The sequence below is a fragment of the Paraburkholderia sp. MPAMCS5 genome (genome assembly GCF_036016995.1).
In the GTDB taxonomy this organism is placed as follows: domain Bacteria; phylum Pseudomonadota; class Gammaproteobacteria; order Burkholderiales; family Burkholderiaceae; genus Paraburkholderia.
In genome coordinates this window covers 1-18,226 of the sequence record NZ_JAYXBK010000001.1, presented here as the reverse complement: position 1 = coordinate 18,226, position 18,226 = coordinate 1, and the positions used below count along the sequence as shown (strand labels likewise).

At 61.0% G+C, this 18,226-nt stretch carries 14 protein-coding genes; 12 read left to right on the top strand and 2 right to left on the bottom strand.

What is annotated here, in order from left to right; translation table 11 throughout:
- Positions 1-201 precede the first annotated feature (201 nt).
- Positions 202-3,813 (top strand): ATP-binding protein, encoded by a 3,612-nt coding sequence (locus VOM14_RS00070; protein WP_327626629.1) that lies wholly within the window; start codon positions 202-204, stop codon positions 3,811-3,813.
- Here the strand turns inward: VOM14_RS00070 and VOM14_RS00065 are convergent.
- Together VOM14_RS00065 and VOM14_RS00060 are read right to left on the bottom strand one after the other, a co-directional pair.
- On the bottom strand, positions 3,791-4,192 hold the full coding sequence (locus VOM14_RS00065) for a RidA family protein (protein WP_327626628.1): 402 nt from the start codon (positions 4,190-4,192) through the stop codon (positions 3,791-3,793). The genes VOM14_RS00070 and VOM14_RS00065 overlap by 23 nt on opposite strands.
- Positions 4,193-4,409: 217 nt before the next feature.
- Positions 4,410-5,615, bottom strand: coding sequence for an FAD-dependent oxidoreductase (locus tag VOM14_RS00060; protein ID WP_327626627.1), 1,206 nt, complete (start codon positions 5,613-5,615; stop codon positions 4,410-4,412).
- 282 nt (positions 5,616-5,897) lie between these two features.
- Here VOM14_RS00060 and VOM14_RS00055 point away from each other — a divergent pair, with 282 nt between their 5' ends.
- The 11 genes from VOM14_RS00055 to VOM14_RS00005 all read left to right on the top strand — a co-directional run.
- Complete coding sequence (locus tag VOM14_RS00055) at positions 5,898-7,250, top strand: MFS transporter (RefSeq protein WP_327626626.1); 1,353 nt, start codon at positions 5,898-5,900, stop codon at positions 7,248-7,250.
- A 54-nt stretch (positions 7,251-7,304) separates the two neighbouring features.
- Positions 7,305-8,156: a fumarylacetoacetate hydrolase family protein gene (locus tag VOM14_RS00050; protein ID WP_327626625.1), complete on the top strand. Its 852-nt coding sequence runs from the start codon at positions 7,305-7,307 to the stop codon at positions 8,154-8,156.
- Positions 8,156-9,184 carry a gentisate 1,2-dioxygenase gene (gtdA, locus tag VOM14_RS00045; RefSeq protein WP_327626624.1) on the top strand — a complete coding sequence of 343 codons (1,029 nt, stop codon included), beginning with the start codon at positions 8,156-8,158 and terminating at the stop codon, positions 9,182-9,184. The genes VOM14_RS00050 and gtdA overlap by 1 nt, the downstream gene beginning before the upstream one ends.
- Positions 9,185-9,262: 78 nt before the next feature.
- Positions 9,263-10,594 (top strand): MFS transporter, encoded by a 1,332-nt coding sequence (locus VOM14_RS00040; RefSeq protein WP_327626623.1) that lies wholly within the window; start codon positions 9,263-9,265, stop codon positions 10,592-10,594.
- Positions 10,595-10,619: 25 nt separating this feature from the next.
- Positions 10,620-11,627, top strand: coding sequence for a dihydrodipicolinate synthase family protein (locus tag VOM14_RS00035; protein WP_327626622.1), 1,008 nt, complete (start codon positions 10,620-10,622; stop codon positions 11,625-11,627).
- Positions 11,628-11,758: 131 nt separating this feature from the next.
- On the top strand, positions 11,759-12,811 hold the full coding sequence (locus VOM14_RS00030; protein ID WP_327626621.1) for a porin: 1,053 nt from the start codon (positions 11,759-11,761) through the stop codon (positions 12,809-12,811).
- Positions 12,812-12,908: 97 nt separating this feature from the next.
- Positions 12,909-13,583, top strand: a complete 675-nt coding sequence (locus tag VOM14_RS00025) for a TetR/AcrR family transcriptional regulator (protein WP_327626619.1) — start codon at positions 12,909-12,911, stop codon at positions 13,581-13,583.
- Between the two features lie 312 nt (positions 13,584-13,895).
- A complete protein-coding gene (locus tag VOM14_RS00020) occupies positions 13,896-14,762 on the top strand; it encodes a GntR family transcriptional regulator (protein WP_327626618.1) in 867 nt (288 codons plus the stop codon).
- Between the two features lie 70 nt (positions 14,763-14,832).
- On the top strand, positions 14,833-15,885 hold the full coding sequence (locus tag VOM14_RS00015; RefSeq protein WP_327626617.1) for an aromatic ring-hydroxylating dioxygenase subunit alpha: 1,053 nt from the start codon (positions 14,833-14,835) through the stop codon (positions 15,883-15,885).
- Entirely contained in the window at positions 15,882-16,835 is a 954-nt protein-coding gene (locus VOM14_RS00010) for a PDR/VanB family oxidoreductase (RefSeq protein WP_327626616.1), read from the top strand. The genes VOM14_RS00015 and VOM14_RS00010 overlap by 4 nt, the downstream gene beginning before the upstream one ends.
- 404 nt (positions 16,836-17,239) lie before the next feature.
- Positions 17,240-18,226 (top strand): porin (locus VOM14_RS00005; protein ID WP_327626615.1); only part of this gene is annotated, 987 nt, incomplete at its 3' end.

Genomic DNA, 18,226 nt, shown 5'->3' with positions numbered 1-18,226 from the left:
GCAGGGTTCGGCCGCGCCTGACCAATGCCGCGTAAATGCCGCACGAATGCCGCGCAACGGTCAGGTAAAAACTGCCGGTTGCGTCGCGCCGTGCCGTCAAAACGACTACACTGCGCCGATACAGGCCCGCAGACGAATGCAGACGAAGTTCGTCAGCAATCGCAGCGGTCTGCCTGTGCGCACCGCAAATTACGTGAGCCGATGCAGAAAATTCTTGATCGTAGTCAAACGTCGCTCGCGCAAGCGTTCGACTCGCTCGCGAAGAACGCGAAACGCCAGCAGCGGGTGTATCTGGCGACAATCGGCTCGTTGATGCTGATCGTGGTGGTGTTTGCGCTGGTGCTCGCGACGGTCGCGGCGCTCAAGCAATTTGAATATCGCCGCACGTTCGCGTCGCAGAATGCAGCGGATCTGTCGCTGCTGCTGCATCGGGAAGAGTCGTTCTTGCGGCGCGCCGAATTCACCCTCGACTATTACTTCAGCGCGACGGAGGTGCGGCGCGCGCCCGAGGCGGTCGAACAGTCGATCGCGCGGACCGGCGCGGCGCGCGGCAAGGTCGATAGAGTCGACGCGGATTTCGACATCGTGGCTGGCGAGACGGCGCGTGCCGCGTGGGGCGCGCAATCCAACGGCCAATCCGGCACCAGGCTCGGCCGGATCTACGAGGCGGCGCAATCCACGTTGGTGACGCAGCAGGCGTTCGAACTGGAGCAACGCGCGGCGCTGATCGGTCTCGACGAAGACTACGCCGTGATCCTGCCTTCGCTGGCGCGCTCGGTGACTGGCACGCGCGGCGACGCCGACGCCTCCGCCACGTCCGCGCCGCACGCCGCGGTGGTGAGCCTGTTGCGCGAGACAATCGAACGCGAACTCCAGTCGCAAACCGGCAGGCGCTTGCCGGGCAAGGGCGAGCGCGTCTGGGTCGGACCCTATCGCGATCCGCTGCAAAATACACCGGTGATGTCGGCGGTCAGTGCCTATTACCAGGGCGACACGCCGCTCACGCTGATCAGCGTGAGCATTCCGCTGGATGTGCTCGCCGCGCGCATTGCGCCGCCTGACAGCGCGGGCGCGACGCTGCTGATGGCGCCCGATCGCCGGCTCCTCGTGTCTTCCGCTTCGCTCGACGCACGCACCCGCGCGATGCTGCAACAAGCGGTAGCCGCGACGCCGCCTCACGTCTTTCACTATGGCCGCGAAGGCGCGGTGTTTCACGAGCCGCTGATGCCGGGCTTCGGCTTGCTCGTCGGCTATGTGCCTTGGGGCGCGCTGGCCCTCGCGCTCGGCTGGCAACTCGCGGCGATCGGCGGACTCGCGCTGCTGGTGCTGCTCGGCATCGCGGTTACCGCGCGTTTCTTCGGGCTGCGGCTTTTGCGCAATGCCTTCGCGGAGACGTCGCGCGCGCTGGAAAGCGAGACCATCAATCACATACTCGTCAGCGCGACGCCGATTGGCCTGTGTATCGTCCGGCAAGGCGATTACTCGATATTGACCGCGAACGCTCTTGCCGCCGGGTTGTTGCACATGGAGACGGGCGCGAGCCGGCTGCCGCCGCATATTGCCGCCGAGTTTCTTGCGCAGGCGCCGGACCAGCCTTCGGCGGCGGCGATCGCGCAAGTGGCCGCGTTCGTCGCGCCGGCGCTGCCGCAGCCGCAGCCTCTGGCGCAGCCGAACGCGCAAACGCCCACGCAAACGCAAACGCCCACGCAAACGCCCACGCAAACAGCGCACGCATCGGATGAAACCGGCGGCGCGCCCGCTCGCTTCCTGCAATTCACCTACGCGCCCGCGCGTTATGCCGGCGAAAACGTGTTGTTTTGCGCGATTCTCGACGTCACGGCGCAGCACACGCTCGAACAGCAATTGCGGCACGCGCAGCAAACCTCCGAAGCGATGATGCACGCGCGCACGAATTTCTTCGCCGCGATGAGCCACGAAATCCGTACGCCGTTGAATGCACTGCTCGGCAATCTCGAACTGTTCGCGCGCACGCCCGGACTCGACGCGCACGCGCAGCGGCTCGCCACCTTGAACGTGGCGGCCGACGCGCTGCGCCGCGTCGTCAACGATATTCTCGATTTCTCCCGGATCGACGCGGGCGAAATGCTCCTCGTGCGCGAACCGTTTTCTCTGATCGACACGTTCGAGGGCATCGCGCTTTCCTATGCGGCGATGCCGGGCGATCGCCCGATCCGTTTCTATTCGCTGCTTTCGCCGACGCTCGACCGGACGCTAATCGGCGACCGGATGCGCATTGCGCAGGTCGTCAACAACCTGTTGAGCAATGCGTTCAAATTCACGTCGAGCGGCAAGATCACCTTGCACGCCGACATCGTCCACGACGACGCGCAAGGCCGCCCCGTTCTCCATTGCCGCGTGTCGGATTCCGGACCCGGCATGAGCGAAGAACTGGTCGCGCGACTCTTCAAGCCGTTTGTGCAAGGCGAGGCGGGCGCGTCGCGAGGCGCGGAAGGCACCGGCCTCGGACTCGTGATCTGCTCGCGCCTGTCCCGGTTGATGGGCGGCGCGATTTCGGCGGAAAGCGTGGTCGGCGTGGGCAGCGTGTTCCATGTGTCGATTCCGCTCGCTGTGCCGGCCGGCGAAGGGCGCGCGCCGGTTTCCGCTGATCGGGGAACGCTGCTCGCGCTGTGCAGGGAACCGCAAGCCGCCGGCTTGCTGGATAGCTGGCTGGAGCATTTCGGCTGGAACGCGCATACCGTCTCGACGCTGGCCGCCGCGCAAGCCTGGCTGCGCATGAACCGCCCGAAGGCGCTGATCGTTTCCGGCGCATTCGATCTCGACGCCATCGCCACGTTGCGCGCGTTGCAGCCCGTGTGCGCCGTGTGGGTTACGCGCGCGGGTCCGAACGGGCCGCAAGCGCGCGGAGCGGGCGTGCTCGAAGTGAGCGAATTCGGCCGGAGGGCAGTGGGCGCGGCCATCGAACTGGCTGTCGAGGGCGCGGCCGTTCCCGCCGCGTCGATTTGCGCCGCCGAGGCGTCGCCCGTGGCCACGCCGGGCAGTGGTGCAACTTCGTCGCCGGCGCATCCGGCGCATCCGGCGCACCTGGCGTTACAAGGCCTCGCGATTCTCGTCGCCGAAGACAACCCGCTGATCCAGAGCCTGATCGCGGAACAGCTTGCCACGCTCGGCTGCGTGCCGACTATCGCCGGGGACGGCAAGCACGCGCTCGGCGAGTTCGAGCGGACGCCTTTCGATGTCGTGATGACCGACATCCACATGCCCGCCATGGACGGCTTCGCGCTGCTCGCCGCGCTGCGCAAGCTGGATGCGCACACGCCGGTGCTGGCCTTCAGCGCGGTGGCGGAGAATCAGGAAGCGCAAAGCTGGCGCGAGCGCGGCTTTAGCGGCTATGTCTCGAAGCCGGCGTCGCTGGGAGAACTGGAGACGGCGCTGCTCGCGGTAGCGCCTGCCGCGGCGGACAGAACAGCGCGGGCGGCCGCGCCTGTGTCCGCGGCCGCTGCGCCGCAAACCACACTCGCCGCGGACGACAAAGCGCGCTACACCGCCATGCTCAAGGAGCATTTGAAGAAGGACTTGCCGCGGCTGCTCGCCATCGTCGATAAAGAAGACCGGCAGGCGTTGGCCGGCTGGGCGCATAGCGCGAGCGGCGCGTTTGTGATCGTTCAGGAGTCGCGGTTGGTCGAGGCATGCAGGCAACTGCAACGGCTATGCAACGACAGCGAGCGCTGGACCATCGAAATGGACGAGCGCGCCGTTTCGCTGCACGAAGTCCTGTGCGATCACTATGGCATCGACGAAAACCCGACGATCAACCCGGCCGGCGCGCAATAAAGTCGATTTCGACGAGCGCGTCGCGCGCCAATCCCGTCACGCCGATGCAGGTCCGCGCCGGCAGTGCGCCGGCCGGAAAGTACGCGCGGTAGATCTCGTTCATCGCCGCGTAATCGCGCTTGAACTCGGTCAGGAAAATGCGTGCGGCGACCACGTGTTGCAGACCAAGGTCGAGACCTTTGAGGACGATGACGAGGTTGTCCATCACACGCTTGGTCTGCGCGACCACGCCTTCGGGAAGCGGCGCGTCGTCGTCGGTGGGCGAGGTGGGCATCTGGCCCGTCAGGAAAACCCAGCCGTCGGCTTCCGTGGCGTGGGAGAACGGACCGACCGGCGTGGGGGCGCCGGGAATCATCCAGAAAACGGGGGCTGAACTCATGGCGGTGCGCGCCTCACGGTTTCGAGTCTCGGGCTGACACGATAACCGATCAAAACTCGCGATGCCGGTGTAATAGATGCCGGCCTCGTCTGCGAAGGGCGGTGAAGGGGCAGGCGCTCCGGCCGTTCGCCGCGCGCGGCGAAACGGCCGGCGACGCACCTTCGGAAACAGAAAGCCCCTGACCGTTTCCGGCAGGGGCTTTTTTCGAAAGTCCCGATTACTGGATCTCGTCAGCGCGCCGGACGCTCGCGATCATCGATGAGTTGATGAGATACGCACGCGCCTCGGCGGGATTGGCCGCGATCGCGCGTAATTCGTTGAGCCGCTGCTCGCGCACGGTCGGATCTCGCTCTTCCAGCAGGCGTTTGTTCCGGATCGTGATGGCCTGCACGTACTCGACGTTTGTCAGGCGACGTTGCCGGTCATAGAGATCGAGCACGTCTGTCGATGCGTCGTTCAGCAGGACATCGCCCAGCTTGCTCGCGAGATTCACCGCGTCATGAATGCCGCTGTTCAGACCCATGCCGCCAAGCGGATTGTTGATGTGCGCGGCGTCCCCGGCGAGCAGCGCGCGCCCGACGCGGAAATTCTTCGCAACCCGCTGATGCACCCGATACACGCTCCGGTAGAGAATCGGATATTCGCGCTCAGGCGACAGGATGCCTTGAATCTTGGCCTGCACGAAATCATCCGTGAGCACTTCGCTATCTTCCACTTCAGGCGGGATCGGGAACGCGACGCGCCAGATTCCAGGCGGGCCGTCGTGCGGCTGGGTAAAGATCGCACTCCACTCATCGGGGTCCGCAATGTATGCATTGCCGGTGAATCCCTGCTCTCTCAGGTCGTAGCTCGTCGCAAAGACAAGGAAGCGTTCGGGCCATGTAAACCCTTCGAATTCGACGCCCATTGTTTTGCGTACGACACTGCGTGATCCGTCCGCGCCGATGATGTAGCCCGCGCGCATTTCACCCGCACCATTGGAATTCTCGAACTGGACGGTGACGCCGTTTGCGTCCTCGACGTAATCCGTGCAACGGTGTGAGAACAGGATGCGCACATTCGGCATGCCGTTCAGCGCCTCGCGCAGCAGTTCCGACAGTTTGTGCTGCTCACAGTGCAGACGGAACGGATAAGGCGTGAGGTCAGCCAACACGCCAAGATCGAACTCGGCCACGACGCCGGTCTTGCGGTCGCGTATCTGCCACTGCCGGACAGGAATGCCCTGCGCCAGCAATGCATCCCCGACACCCAGCGCCGACAGCATTTCCACCGTCGGCGGGTGAAATGTCCCGGCGCGCAAATCGTGCGGAATATCCGCCTCGGCTTCCAGAACACATACCTCAATGCCCTGACGCGCGAGCGCGAGCGCTGCGGCAAGCCCGACCGGACCTGCGCCGGAAACGACAACTGATTTGTTCTTCATTGAATACGGAAAGGGCTGTTAGGAAGAGATCGCGTCCATCGTTCGCGATGCGTGTGCGTCGTACGCACCGTTAAAAATGAGCATAGTCAAGTTTATGAAGCGCGCTGCGCCTTGTCAACACGGGAAACCAACGAGATTTCTTAGGGGTTTTCACTATGGTGTGCGTATAAAAACGCACTTAGTATTGAGCGCGATCAATTTTGTACCGATTGCCGCCCGGTACCACGACATGACGCCATTTCGCTGAAGCAAGAGTCCACATTCGCACAGGAGAATGACTCGATGAACAACGCGCTCCCCACTATCGACATCGACAGCGCAATCGGAAGCAGTTCCGTCAGCCGGTTCCATGTGAACGTGGTCTTCTGGTCATTCGTCGTGATGCTGATGGACGGTTTCGACCAGCAGATGATCGGCTATGTCGCGCCGTCGATCATTCACGCATGGGGCATTGCGCGCGCATCGTTTGTGCCGGTATTTATCGCCAGCATGGTGGGGATGATGGTGGGCTCAACCTTGGGTGGGAGTGCCGCCGATCGTTGGGGGCGGCGTTCCATCATGCTGCTCGGCATGGGTATCTTCGGCCTGCTCACCGCGGCCTGCGGATTGACGACGTCCATTTCAGAGTTGTCGGTCGTGCGCTTTCTCGCGGGCATTGGTGTCGGTTTCGCCGTACCCAATGCGCTTGCGTTGACGGCGGAATACGCGCCGATGCGCCATCGCTCGACGATGATCACCGTGATGTTTCTGGGTTATTCGCTTGGCGGCGCAGCAGGCGGATGGGCCGCGGCGCTGCTGATTCCGCGCTTCGGCTGGGCTTCGCTCTTCTATGTCGGCGGCGTGGCGGCAGTGGTGCTGATTCCTGCCTGCGCACTCATGTTGCCCGAGTCAATCCGCTTCCAGGTATTGCGCGCCGGCGATGGCGCACGCGCTCGAACCCTGCTCAAGCGGCTGTTGCCGGGCGTCGCGATAGATGAACAGACGCGGCTGATTCTTGCAGAGAAAGTCGAACGCGGCGTGCCTGCGAAGCATCTGTTCACCGAGAAGCGCGCCGTGTTCACGCTGCTCTTATGGCTCTGTTTTATCGCGAACCTGATGACGCTGACGTTCGTCCTGAACTGGTTGCCCACGGTTATCGCGAACGCAGGCATTCCGTTGACGCGTGCCGTGATGGTGACGTCCTATTTTCAGGTGGGCGGTGTCGCGGGCGGCTTGATCCTGAGCCGTTTGCTCGATCGCGGCACGCTCGCGCCGCTCGCCGGTTTCTTCGGTTGCGCGGCCGTTTCCATCGCGTTGATCGGCATTGTCGGCAATACGTCTCTGGCGCTGGATCTTGTCGTGTTTGCGGCCGGTCTTTTTGTCGTCGGCGGTCAATTTGGTCTGAATGCCGTGGCGAGCATCGCGTATCCGACTTTCATGCGGGCGACTGGCGCAGGCTGGGCGCTCGGTGTAGGGCGTTTCGGCGCAATTCTGGGTCCGATTATCGGCGCCCTCCTGATTACCCTGAACCTGCCCTTGTCCGTGTTGTTCATGTGCGGCGCGGTTCCGATGGTGGTTGCGTGCGTGGCCGCGCTGATATTGGCGCATGGCGATCGCATCCGTTTTACGGGCTATCGGGAATCAGGTGTTCATTGAAGCTTCGCGCCTCGACCGAGGCGCATACATCGCATTCCAGGAGAAAGAAGTCTCATGAAATTCTGTCGATTCGGCGCAAATCGCCTTGGTGTCGTAGTCGGGGACGTCATTCACGATGTGACCGCAGCCCTTGATGTTCTACCTACGTGGCAGTATCCGCTGCCGTCATTCGATCCGCTGATCGCTAATCTGGACGCTGTCCGCGAACGGGCGCAGGCGCTTGTCGATCACGCCGAGACCGTGGCAGTGACCGATGTGCATTTGCTCAGTCCTGTTGCCAATCCGGGCAAGATCATCGCCGCGCCGGTCAACTACACGAAGCATCTGCGCGAAGTGCTCGATGATCAGAACCTGCACCACGGCAACCTGATCAATCACATCGAGAAAGCGGGTCTGTTTCTCAAGGCCGGCAGCTCGCTGGTCGGCGCCGGTGACGGAGTGCAGTTGTCCCACACAGAGCGCCGCAACGATCACGAAGTCGAACTTGCCGTGGTTATCGGCAAGACGGGCCGCAATATCAAACAGGCGGATGCGCTCGGCTATGTTGCCGGGTACTGCATTGGTCTCGACATGACGATTCGCGGGCCGGAAGAGCGCAGTTTCCGTAAATCGCCGGACAGCTACACCGTGTTCGGCCCCTGGCTTGTCACCAGTGACGAACTGGGCGATCCGAATGCGCTCGACCTGTCGATCGCGGTCAATGGCGAAATCCGTCAGAAGGCGAACACGAGCGATCTGATTATCGGTGTCGCGAGCCTCATCGAATTCGCGTCTTCTTTCTACACGTTGCATCCCGGTGACGTGATCATTACCGGCACGCCTGAAGGCGTCTCGCCCGTGGTGCCGGGTGACACGATGGTGGCGACAATCGAGCGCATCGGTCAGATGACCGTGAAGGTCTCCTGATGATTCACGAAACAACTCCCGAGCGTCAGGCATTTTATGGCGTACTCGATAGTCACGATCTGGCGCCGCTTTGGGAGGCTATGGCGACGCTGGTGACGCCGCAGCCGCAAAGTGCCTGTGTGGCTGCAAGCTGGCAATACGAGCGCCTGCGTCCGCTGCTGCTCGAAGCAGGAGCGTTGATCACTGCGCAAGAAGCTGAACGCCGCGTGCTGGTGCTCGAAAATCCGGGCATTCGTGGACGTTCGCAAATTACCAATAGTCTTTATGCCGGTCTGCAACTGATCCTGCCGGGTGAAGTGGCACCGGCTCATCGTCACGCGGCGGCGGCGCTGCGCTTTATCGTCGAGGGCGAAGGCGCCTACACGGCTGTGGATGGCGAGCGGGTGATGATGCATCCGGGCGATTTCGTCATCACGCCTTCGTGGACGTGGCATGACCACGGCAACCTGGGTAGCGAGCCGGTAGTCTGGCTCGACGGCCTTGACGTACCGATCGTCAATCTGTTCGACACGAGTTTCGCGGAAAGGTCTGCTACAAAGAGCCAATCTGTGGAATGCGCGGAAGATGTCGCTGCATCGCGCTACGGCTCGAACATGCTGCCCCTCGACTACGAAGTGCATGGCGGCAACAGCCCGCTGTTCGCCTATCGCTATGCACCGTCTCGCGCAGCACTTGAACGGCTCGCGCGCAGCGGTCAGATTGATCCGGTGCACGGCACGAAACTGCAATACGCCAATCCGGCGACGGGCGGCTATCCGATGCCGACCATCGGCGCATTCCTGCAATTGCTGCCGGCCGGTTTTAACGGCGCTATTTATCGTTCCACGGATGCGACGGTGTTCAACGTCGTTGAAGGCGGCGGTTTCAGCATGATCGGCGAAGAGCGTTTCGACTGGCGGCCGCGCGATGTATTTGTGGTGCCGTCGTGGATTCCGGTTTCACACCATGCTAATTCGGAATCCGTACTGTTCAGCTTCTCCGATCGGCCCGCACAGAAAGCCTTGGGCCTATGGCGCGAGCATGCGTAATTCCGGCAGACAACAGCGTAGCAGGAGACTATGAGCACTCAAGAAATCGCGGCGGAAAGCGTATGCACCGCGGAAAGCGTGAACATCGTCGGGCGTCTGGAACGCATTCCCGTTTCATCGTGGCATGTGAAAGCGCGGTTGATCGTCGGCGTTGCGACGTTTTTCGACGCGTTCGACATGCTTGCCATTGCAACGGCCGTGCCGGTACTGGCGAGGCTGTGGCACCTGACGCATCCGCAAATCGGCCTCCTGATTTCATCCGGATTCATAGGGCAGATCGTTGGCGCGTTTTTCTTCGGATGGCTCGCTGACCGCATCGGCCGCGTACGCACGCTCCAGTACAGCATCCTGCTTTTCTCGCTGATGGCAGTGGCCTGCGCCCTCTCGACGAGTTACGGGATGTTGATGTTGTTTCGTGTCATCCAGGGGATCGGTATTGGCGGTGAAGTACCGATCGCGGCAAGCTATATCAATGAAATGACGCGGGCGCACAAGCGCGGCAAATTCGTGCTGCTCTACGAAATGGTGTTCAGCATCGGCGTGTTGTGCGCGGGATTTATTGGCGCTTGGGTAGTGCCATCGTTTGGATGGCAAGCGATCTTCCTGATCGGTGCGGCTCCTGCTTGCGTCGCCGTATTCATGGGACGCGCACTGCCCGAATCGCCGCGCTGGCTGGCTACGAAAGGCCGTTATGCGCTGGCGGATAAGGTCGTGTCCGACATCGAGGCGTACACGCTGCGTGCCGGTCTTGAACTTCCGCCCGCGAAGCACATTCCGACTGTTGCTGCACCGAGAGGGCGCATTGGTGAGTTGCTCAGCCCGACCTATTTGCGTCGCACGCTGACGGTTTGGGTGCTGTGGTTCTGTGCTTATTTCGTGGCATATGGATCGATCACCTGGTTGCCCACGATCTACACGTCAACGTTCAAGCTGGATTTGCACACCGCGCTGATGCTGTCCGCGATCAATTCGTTCGTCAGCTTCCCGATGAATTTCGTGCTCGCGTTCATCATCGACAAGATCGGTCGGCGTCGCTGGTTTGCTATCGGCTTCACGGTCGGTGCGCTGCCGCTGCTCGCAATCGGCCTGATGCCTGCACTGACCCACATGACGGTGATTGTGCTTGCCGCGCTCAGCTACATGTTTATCGGCCCGAACTGCTCGGCGGCTTATCTATACACGCCGGAACTGTATCCGACGCGTCTACGCGCACTTGGCGCGAGCAGCGCCACTGTGTGGCTGCGCATCGCGTCTTCGATCGGGCCGTTTGTCGTCGGCATGATCATCACCCATGGCGACTACCGATCCGTATTTCTGATGTTTGGCGTTGTTGCACTGTTCGGCGCGCTGGTCATCGGTCGTTTTGGTGTCGAAACAAGCGAACGTGTGCTTGAGGAAGTGTCTCAATAGCGTCGCAATATCTGAAGGAGTTGAGATGTCTCTGGATCAAACGGAACGAAAGAAACTTTCGCATCGTCTATACGCGGCACTCGTGCTGCCGCTCAAGCGCGATTACTCGATCGACGAGGCGGGACTGCGCCGTCTGGTGCGCTATTTCGCCGATAACGAGCGGTTCGCGCCGGTCGGTGGCCTGATCGCGAACGCTGAAGCGGGCGAGATCTTCTACATGACGCGTGACGAGAAGCGTCAGGTGCTCGACATCATCATCGACGAGGTAGCGGGCACCATGCCGGTGCTCGCAGGAACCTTTGCATGGACGACGGCGGAAACCGTGGCTACGGCTCAAGATGCGAAAGCGGCCCGCGCAAGCGGCATTTTCGTCATTCCGCCCGCGGGTTCGCTTGATGTGTCCGGTGCGTGGGATTCCGTGCGCTATCCCGAAGTCTGGCTGGATCAGATCAAGGCTCAGGATGCAGCAGTCGACATGCCGATTTTCGTGCATGCCGTTGCACCGATTTCGCAGCCTTGGGGCATTGGTTTGCCGCTCGCGCCGACGTTGCAGTATTGCCGTGAAGTGCCGAACATCATGGGCTGGAAAACCACCTACGCTTATCCCGGCCATCGTCTGCTCGCGCGTGGTATGCGCGATCAGGCGCCGCAAGTCGCGTTGCTGTGTTCCAGCGCGCACTTCTTTCACGAATATCTTGCGGTAGGAAACATGGACGGCACGATCAGCGGTTCGTGGAATTACGCGCTTGAACCGATGCTCGACCATATTGACGCATGTCGGCGTGACGACATGAAGGAAGCCCGGCGTCTATGGAATGGCGGAATGGTTCGTCTGCACGAATACATCTACTCCGAGCCTGGCCGGTTGCACATCCGTTACAAGATCGCGGCATGGATGCGCGGTCTGGTCGATCTGCCTTTCATGCGAGAACCGATGCCGAAACCTCGTGCAGAGGAAGTCAACACGATCCGGCAGCTCATGCTGAACAGCGGCATCGACGCGGTACGCACCGCTGCGGACATCGGCTTGTAAATTCGGTCCACGCACCTGTTTGTGGGTAAGCGGGTGCTGTAAAAATAGTAGTCGTCACAAGAACGGTATGCCCGTCAATAACAAAGAGACAAAACAACATGAAGAAGATTACTTGCAGTATTAGCTTAGCAATGCTAAGCACATCGTGCTTTGCGCAATCCTCTGTTACGCTGTACGGCAGTCTGGATATGGGCGTGGACTTCAATACGAATTCGAAAGGGCAGCATCTGATTCAGGAGGTTGCGGGTAAGCGTCAGCCAGACCGCTTTGGCTTCCTGATCCGTGAAGACATTGGCGGCGGGACAGCAGCTATCGCAAGACTCGAATCCGGATTTCTCACGGGTACGGGCGCGTCGATCAGTCCGACCAGTTTCTTCAACCGTTACGCGTACGTGGGCCTGACCAATGCCAGCTACGGTACGCTGACAATGGGCAATATTCCGGACTACGTGTACGAATATATTGGCGCACTCAATAACGCCGTGCCGGGCATTTCGTCGTTCTACACGACAGGCAATCTGGACGGTCTCGCGAACACACACGCCATGAATAACGCCATCAAATACGATTCGCCGGTTTATTACGGCTTTCAATTTGGCGCGATGAATGCGTTCGGCAATCAGGCAGGCGACTTCAGTTCAGGACGACAGTACAGCATCGGCGCGAAGTACTGGCACGGTCCTGCGAAAGTGGGCATCGCATATTCGGTGTCGCACAACCGGACCGCTGACCTGTTCGGCATTTTTGGCGAATCGTCCGTACTCGGTCAAAAGTTGGGTACGGGCGTACTGTTTAACGCCGACAAATACAGCACGCTGGCGATTGCGGGTTCGTACCAGATTGGCCGGTTCCTGCCGCACCTCACCTACACCGACGTCAAACTCGCCAATTCGCGCGGTAGCGTGCGCGAGCGCAACTATCAGGGCGGCGTGAATATCGACCTGACCGGTACTCATGAGTACATTTTCGGGCTTTCGTACAATCGTTCGATCTTCCAGGACCTCACGTTCAACCAGTACAACGCGTTTCTTGACTGGTATTTGTCGAAGAGGACGGAACTGTATGCGGGCGTCGGACTTGAACGGGCGTCCGGGCCGAGCGCGCATGCAGCGCAGTTCGGCTATCAGGTGTCCACTTCGAACAGCCAGACGATCGGCCGCGTGGGTATCCACCATCTGTTTTGATCGCAGGCGACGATCGGATATGATCCTGGCAAGGCTATTTCCTGCCTGATGTGCCTGATGGTCGTCTAATCTTTAATCGTCAGCAGTGATCCGGTACATGATCAAAAACACCACAGAAAGTGCGCACGCTCGTGAAATGACTCTCGGAGTACGTGAACGGAACAAACTTGAGAAGCGCGACCGGATCATGGCGGCTGCACGTGCGATGTTCATTGAGAAGGGCTACGAAGCAGCCACGACACGAGAAATCGCCATTCGTGCCGAAGTAGCCATCGGCACGGTTTTTGTCTACGCCAAGGACAAGCGCGATTTGCTGCTGATGATCGTGAATGACGATCTGGATGCAGTCAACAGCCGGACTTTCGCCGATATTGACGTGAGCGCGCCGCTGCTCGATCAGGTCATGGCGTTCTACCGGAAGCGTTATCAATATTGGGCGACCGAGCCGCGCATTTCCCGGGCGGCCGTACAGGAAACGTTTGACTACCTGTCGGTGTCGCCTGGCCGCGGTGCGGAAACCCTGCGCTTCTATGCCCGGCGTTCACACGTCATGAGCATGCTGTCCGAACTCATTTCTGCCCGGCAACGCGCGGGCGAAATTTCGACAGAACATCCCGCCAATCTTATCGCCTCGCTGCTCATGACGATCTATCTGACCGAGGTGCGCCGCTGGCTTGCCGCCACCGAGAATCCCGATGTTCGAACAGGTTTGGCTCATCTGAGAAAGATGCTTTCACTGGCGATGAGCGGGATTTACGGTGCAAGACAGTAAGTCTTTCTTGGAATGAAATGACTCATTGATCGGCACGTGAGTCCGAAGTTTTGTGCCGGACTCTTTTTGTGCTTCGGGAGGCATCGTGTGGTCCACGAAGTTCCCTCGCTGTCCGAACATCAAGCCGAGCGCTGTCCCATCGCCTTTGAGGACGAAACGGGGGCTTTCGCACCGCATGTGTATACACCGAACTTCGAATCGGATCGTTTGGTAGGTGAATACCCGTAAAAATGGCCCGAAAACTCCCTGGTTAGCTAGTTTTTCGAGTTTTGCTGTATACAATCATCGGGTGCAATTGCGGAGTTACTCGTCATGACCAGGTACCGCTCAACGCCCGTCTCATCGCCCGACCTCGTCGCAGACGCCATGAGCGGCGATGCCGCGTCGGAAGGACATGCATTCGAAGACGAGGCGGACGAGGGCAATGCACACCGTCCCCGAACCGCCGGCAATGCGTCGCAAACGGAGCGGACGCTGCTCGGCCTGCGTGAGCTGATCGTCGAAGGTCATCTGGTCGCCGGTGCACGGATTTCGGAGTTGTGGGTGGTCGATCGTCTTGGCGTGTCGCGCACGCCAGTGCGCGCCGCGTTGAATCGGCTCGAAGAGGAAGGCCTGCTCGAACCGATCGCGTCAGGTGGTTTCGCGGTTCGCTCGTTCACGGTCGACGACGTCGGCGATTCAATCGAATTGCGCGGCACGCTGGAAGGCCTGGCCGTGCGGCTCGCGGCCGAACGCGGCGTGGACGCCGCCCAGTTGAAAAAACTGCATGCACTCATCGATGAAATTGACGCGATCCTCGCCGGCGAACTGACGGACGAGACGTTCTCGGCGTACGTCGAAGCGAACCGCCGCCTGCACGCGCAACTGACCGCCGCTTGCAACAGCCGCGTGATCGAACGTCAGATCGAACGGGTCATGACGATGCCGTTCGCCTCGCCGAGCGCGTTTGTCATCGCGCAATCGATCGATGCCAGTGCGCGCGACATGCTGCGAATCGCGCAGTCGCAACATGTCGCTGTCGTCGAGTCGATCGAACGGCGCGAGGGCGCGCGTGCCGAAGCGCTCATGCGGGAGCATGCCCGCATTGCTCGGCACAATCTGCACGCGGCGCTGCAAAACCAGAATGTGATGACGCAGGTTCCCGGCGGGAAACTGATCCGCCTGCCGATCGGACGTTAAGACGGGCAGGGAAAGAGCGTGATGGAGCGGACGTCTCGATTCGAAAATCAGTATAACTAAGGAGATAAATATGTTTTTGAAGAACGTGTGGTACGTCGCCTGCACCCCGGATGAGATTGAGGGCAAGCCACTGGGTCGCACCATCTGTAACGAAAAAATGGTGCTGTTCCGTGACGATGAGGGCAAGGTCGCAGCACTCGAAGATTTCTGCCCGCATCGCGGCGCGGCGCTGTCGCTAGGGTTTCTGCGCGACGGCCAGCTCGTCTGCGGCTATCACGGTCTCGTGATGGGCGCGGATGGCAAATGCAAAGCGATGACCGCGCAGCGTGTAGGGGGTATTCCGGCGATTCGCCGCTATCCGGCCGTCGAGCGCTACGGCTTCATCTGGGTTTGGCCGGGCGACGAGACGCTCGCCGACCCGGCAAAGATTCATCACCTGGAATGGGCCGACAATCCGGAGTGGGCCTACGGCGGCGGTCTGTTTCACATCAACTGCGATTATCGGCTGATGATCGATAACCTGATGGACCTGACGCACGAAACCTATGTGCACGCAAGCAGCATCGGCCAGCCCGAGATAGAGGAAGCGCCGCCCGCCACGCGCGTGGAAGGCAACACGGCGATCACCGGCCGTCATATGAAAAACATCATGCCGCCGCCGTTCTGGGCCGCGGCATTGCGCGGCAACGGTCTCGCGGATAACGTGCCGTGCGACCGATGGCAGATCTGCCGCTTTACGCCGCCAAGTCATGTGCTCATTGAAGTCGGCGTCGCGCACGCAGGACACGGCGGTTATGACGCGCCGGCCGAGCATCGCGCCGGCAGCATCGTCGTCGATTTCATCACCCCGGAAACCGACACGTCTATCTGGTATTTCTGGGGTATGGCGCGCAATTTCGCGCCGCAAGACGAAGCGCTCACCGAGACGATTCGGGAAGGGCAGCGCAAGATTTTCTCGGAAGACCTGGCCGTGCTCGAAGCACAGCAGCGCAATCTGCTCGCCAATCCGCATCGAAAGATTCTCAGCCTGAACATCGACGCGGGCGGCGTGCAGTCACGCAAGATCATCGAACGTTTGCTGAAGCAAGAGCGCGATGCCTCGCAGGAGGTGACTGCTTCATGAAGGTTCAGCTTATTCGCAAGACCGAAGTGGCGCGGGACATCCTCTCGTTCGAACTGGCCGATCCGACCGGCGCGGCGTTGCCCGCGTTTTCGGCGGGCGCGCACATCGACGTGATGCTCGCCGATGGCCTCGTGCGGCAGTATTCGCTGTGCAACGATCCGCGCGAAACACACCGATACGTCCTGGGCGTTCTGCGTGAACCGTCGTCGCGCGGCGGTTCGACGGCGATGCATGCGTTGCGCGAGGGCGCGCTGCTTGATATCAGCGAGCCGAGGAATCACTTCCCGCTCGCGCATGACGCCGCTCATTCGATTCTGCTGGCGGGCGGTATTGGCGTGACGCCGATTCTGTGCATGGCCGAGCGGCTTGCGCATGCCGGTGCATCGTTCGAGCTGCACTATTGTTCGCGCGAGCCGCAGCGGGCGGCGTTTCGCGAGCGGTTCGATGCGCCGCATCTGGAGCCGCACAGCCGGCTGTACTTCGACACCGCACCGGTCCACGAGCGGCTCGATCTCGAACGCGTGCTGGCGATGCCCGCCGCCGACACGCACCTGTACGTGTGCGGTCCGGCGGGCTTCATTGACTTCGTGCTCGATGCAACACGCCGGTTCGGCTGGCGCAGCGGGAGCGTGCATCGCGAGTATTTCGGCGCGCCCGCAGTCAAAGCGGCACATGACGCCGACGGTCCGTTTCAGGTTCAGCTTGCCAGCAGCGGCCGTATCGTCGAGGTGGCGGCAACACAGAGTATCGCGGCGGCGCTGGAGCAGGCCGGCGTGGCGATTGCGACCTCCTGCGAGCAAGGTGTCTGCGGCACGTGTCTGACGCGCGTGCTGGCGGGCGAGCCGGACCATCGCGACGTGTATCTCACCGACGAAGAGCGCGCCGCGAACGCTCAACTGCTGCCTTGTTGCTCGCGTTCGAAGTCGCCGCTGCTGGTGCTCGACCTTTAACGTCGTGACGGCGTCATGGCCGTCAATCGTCACGCCTGGCGCCCGGTCCGGCGCGGGCGTTTCGCATGGCGCGGCGATTCGGCTGCCATGAAATTTTTCCTTCCGTTTAAATGTAGGAATCCATACTAGTTTAGAAGATATCGTGCCGCTGGCTCGATCGCAACGGCGCCTGCACATCTCCACGCAACCCATAGCCTTCTCTCTATCAACTCATAGAGCCATCGGCAATTGTTAGCGCCCGCCCGGATGGTTAAATTAGCTTCTCAATGCGGGCCGGAATTGACGCGTGGCGGACGAAGTGACTCGTGGCCACTACAGGATTTCCGGAACCCTCATGCGAAGTTCGAGCCGTGCTGGTCAAGCCTCGGACTGTACAAATAAGAAATCAGAATGGAGACAAAGGTTTGCGCCTCTCAATCAAGGTTGTGGCGCTACAGGCATTGCTGCTCGCGCCAGCCGTTGCCTGCGCCCAGACGTCGGTCACGCTTTTCGGTTCCATGGACGGCAGTCTGCGTTATCTGACACACGCAAACAAAGCCGGAGACAGTGAGGTATTGACGGGAGGCAAGGGGCTATACGAGTCGAATCGCTTCGGCGTACTCGGCGTCGAAGATCTCGGCGGCGGCCTGAAGGCCCACTTCCGGCTCGAGTCCGCATTCGATGGCGGCACGGGCGCGCTCGGCACGGCAGGTGTGTTGTTCAGCCGCGAAGCGACGGTCGGTTTGAGCGGCCCGTGGGGCGACATCAACGTTGGGCGGCAGTTCTCGGTCAACGCACGCACGGTCTCAACGTACGACCCGATGAGCTTTCGCTACCTCAGCATCACGCCGCTTTCCAAAGATATTGTCGGCACGTCGTCAGATCGCTTCGACAACACGATCCAGTACACAGGCCGATTCGGCAATCTGCTCGCGCGCGCCGAATACAAGCCGGGCGGCGTGGCGGGCAGCGTCAAGACCGGCACGGCGCTCGCCGCCGGCGCGAACTATACGACCCACGGCCTGACGTTCGGTGGCGCTTACACCGAATGGAACGACTTCGGCGGCCCCGGACTCAATCGCAACCAGTTCCTGACGGGCTTCGACTATCGGGGCGGTCCACTGCGCGTCTGCGGCGGGTACATTAACGACCGGCAGCATCAGCTCGGCGCCGCCCGTGTCGGACAAGATCTGTGGATTGGCGTCGGCTACGAATTCAGCACGGCGCTTGCACTGACGAACGCTCTGTATCGCACGGACTACGATACGGGCGGCAAGACGGGGTCTAAAACCCAGCCCTTTCAAGGTCTTTGCGCTGCAAACCTGGTAACCTGGCGAGATGTTAAGGAACGACGGGTAGGAAGGGATGTTCGACGAGGTGATGAAGCGTTTCGAGCAGCAGGCACCGGTATG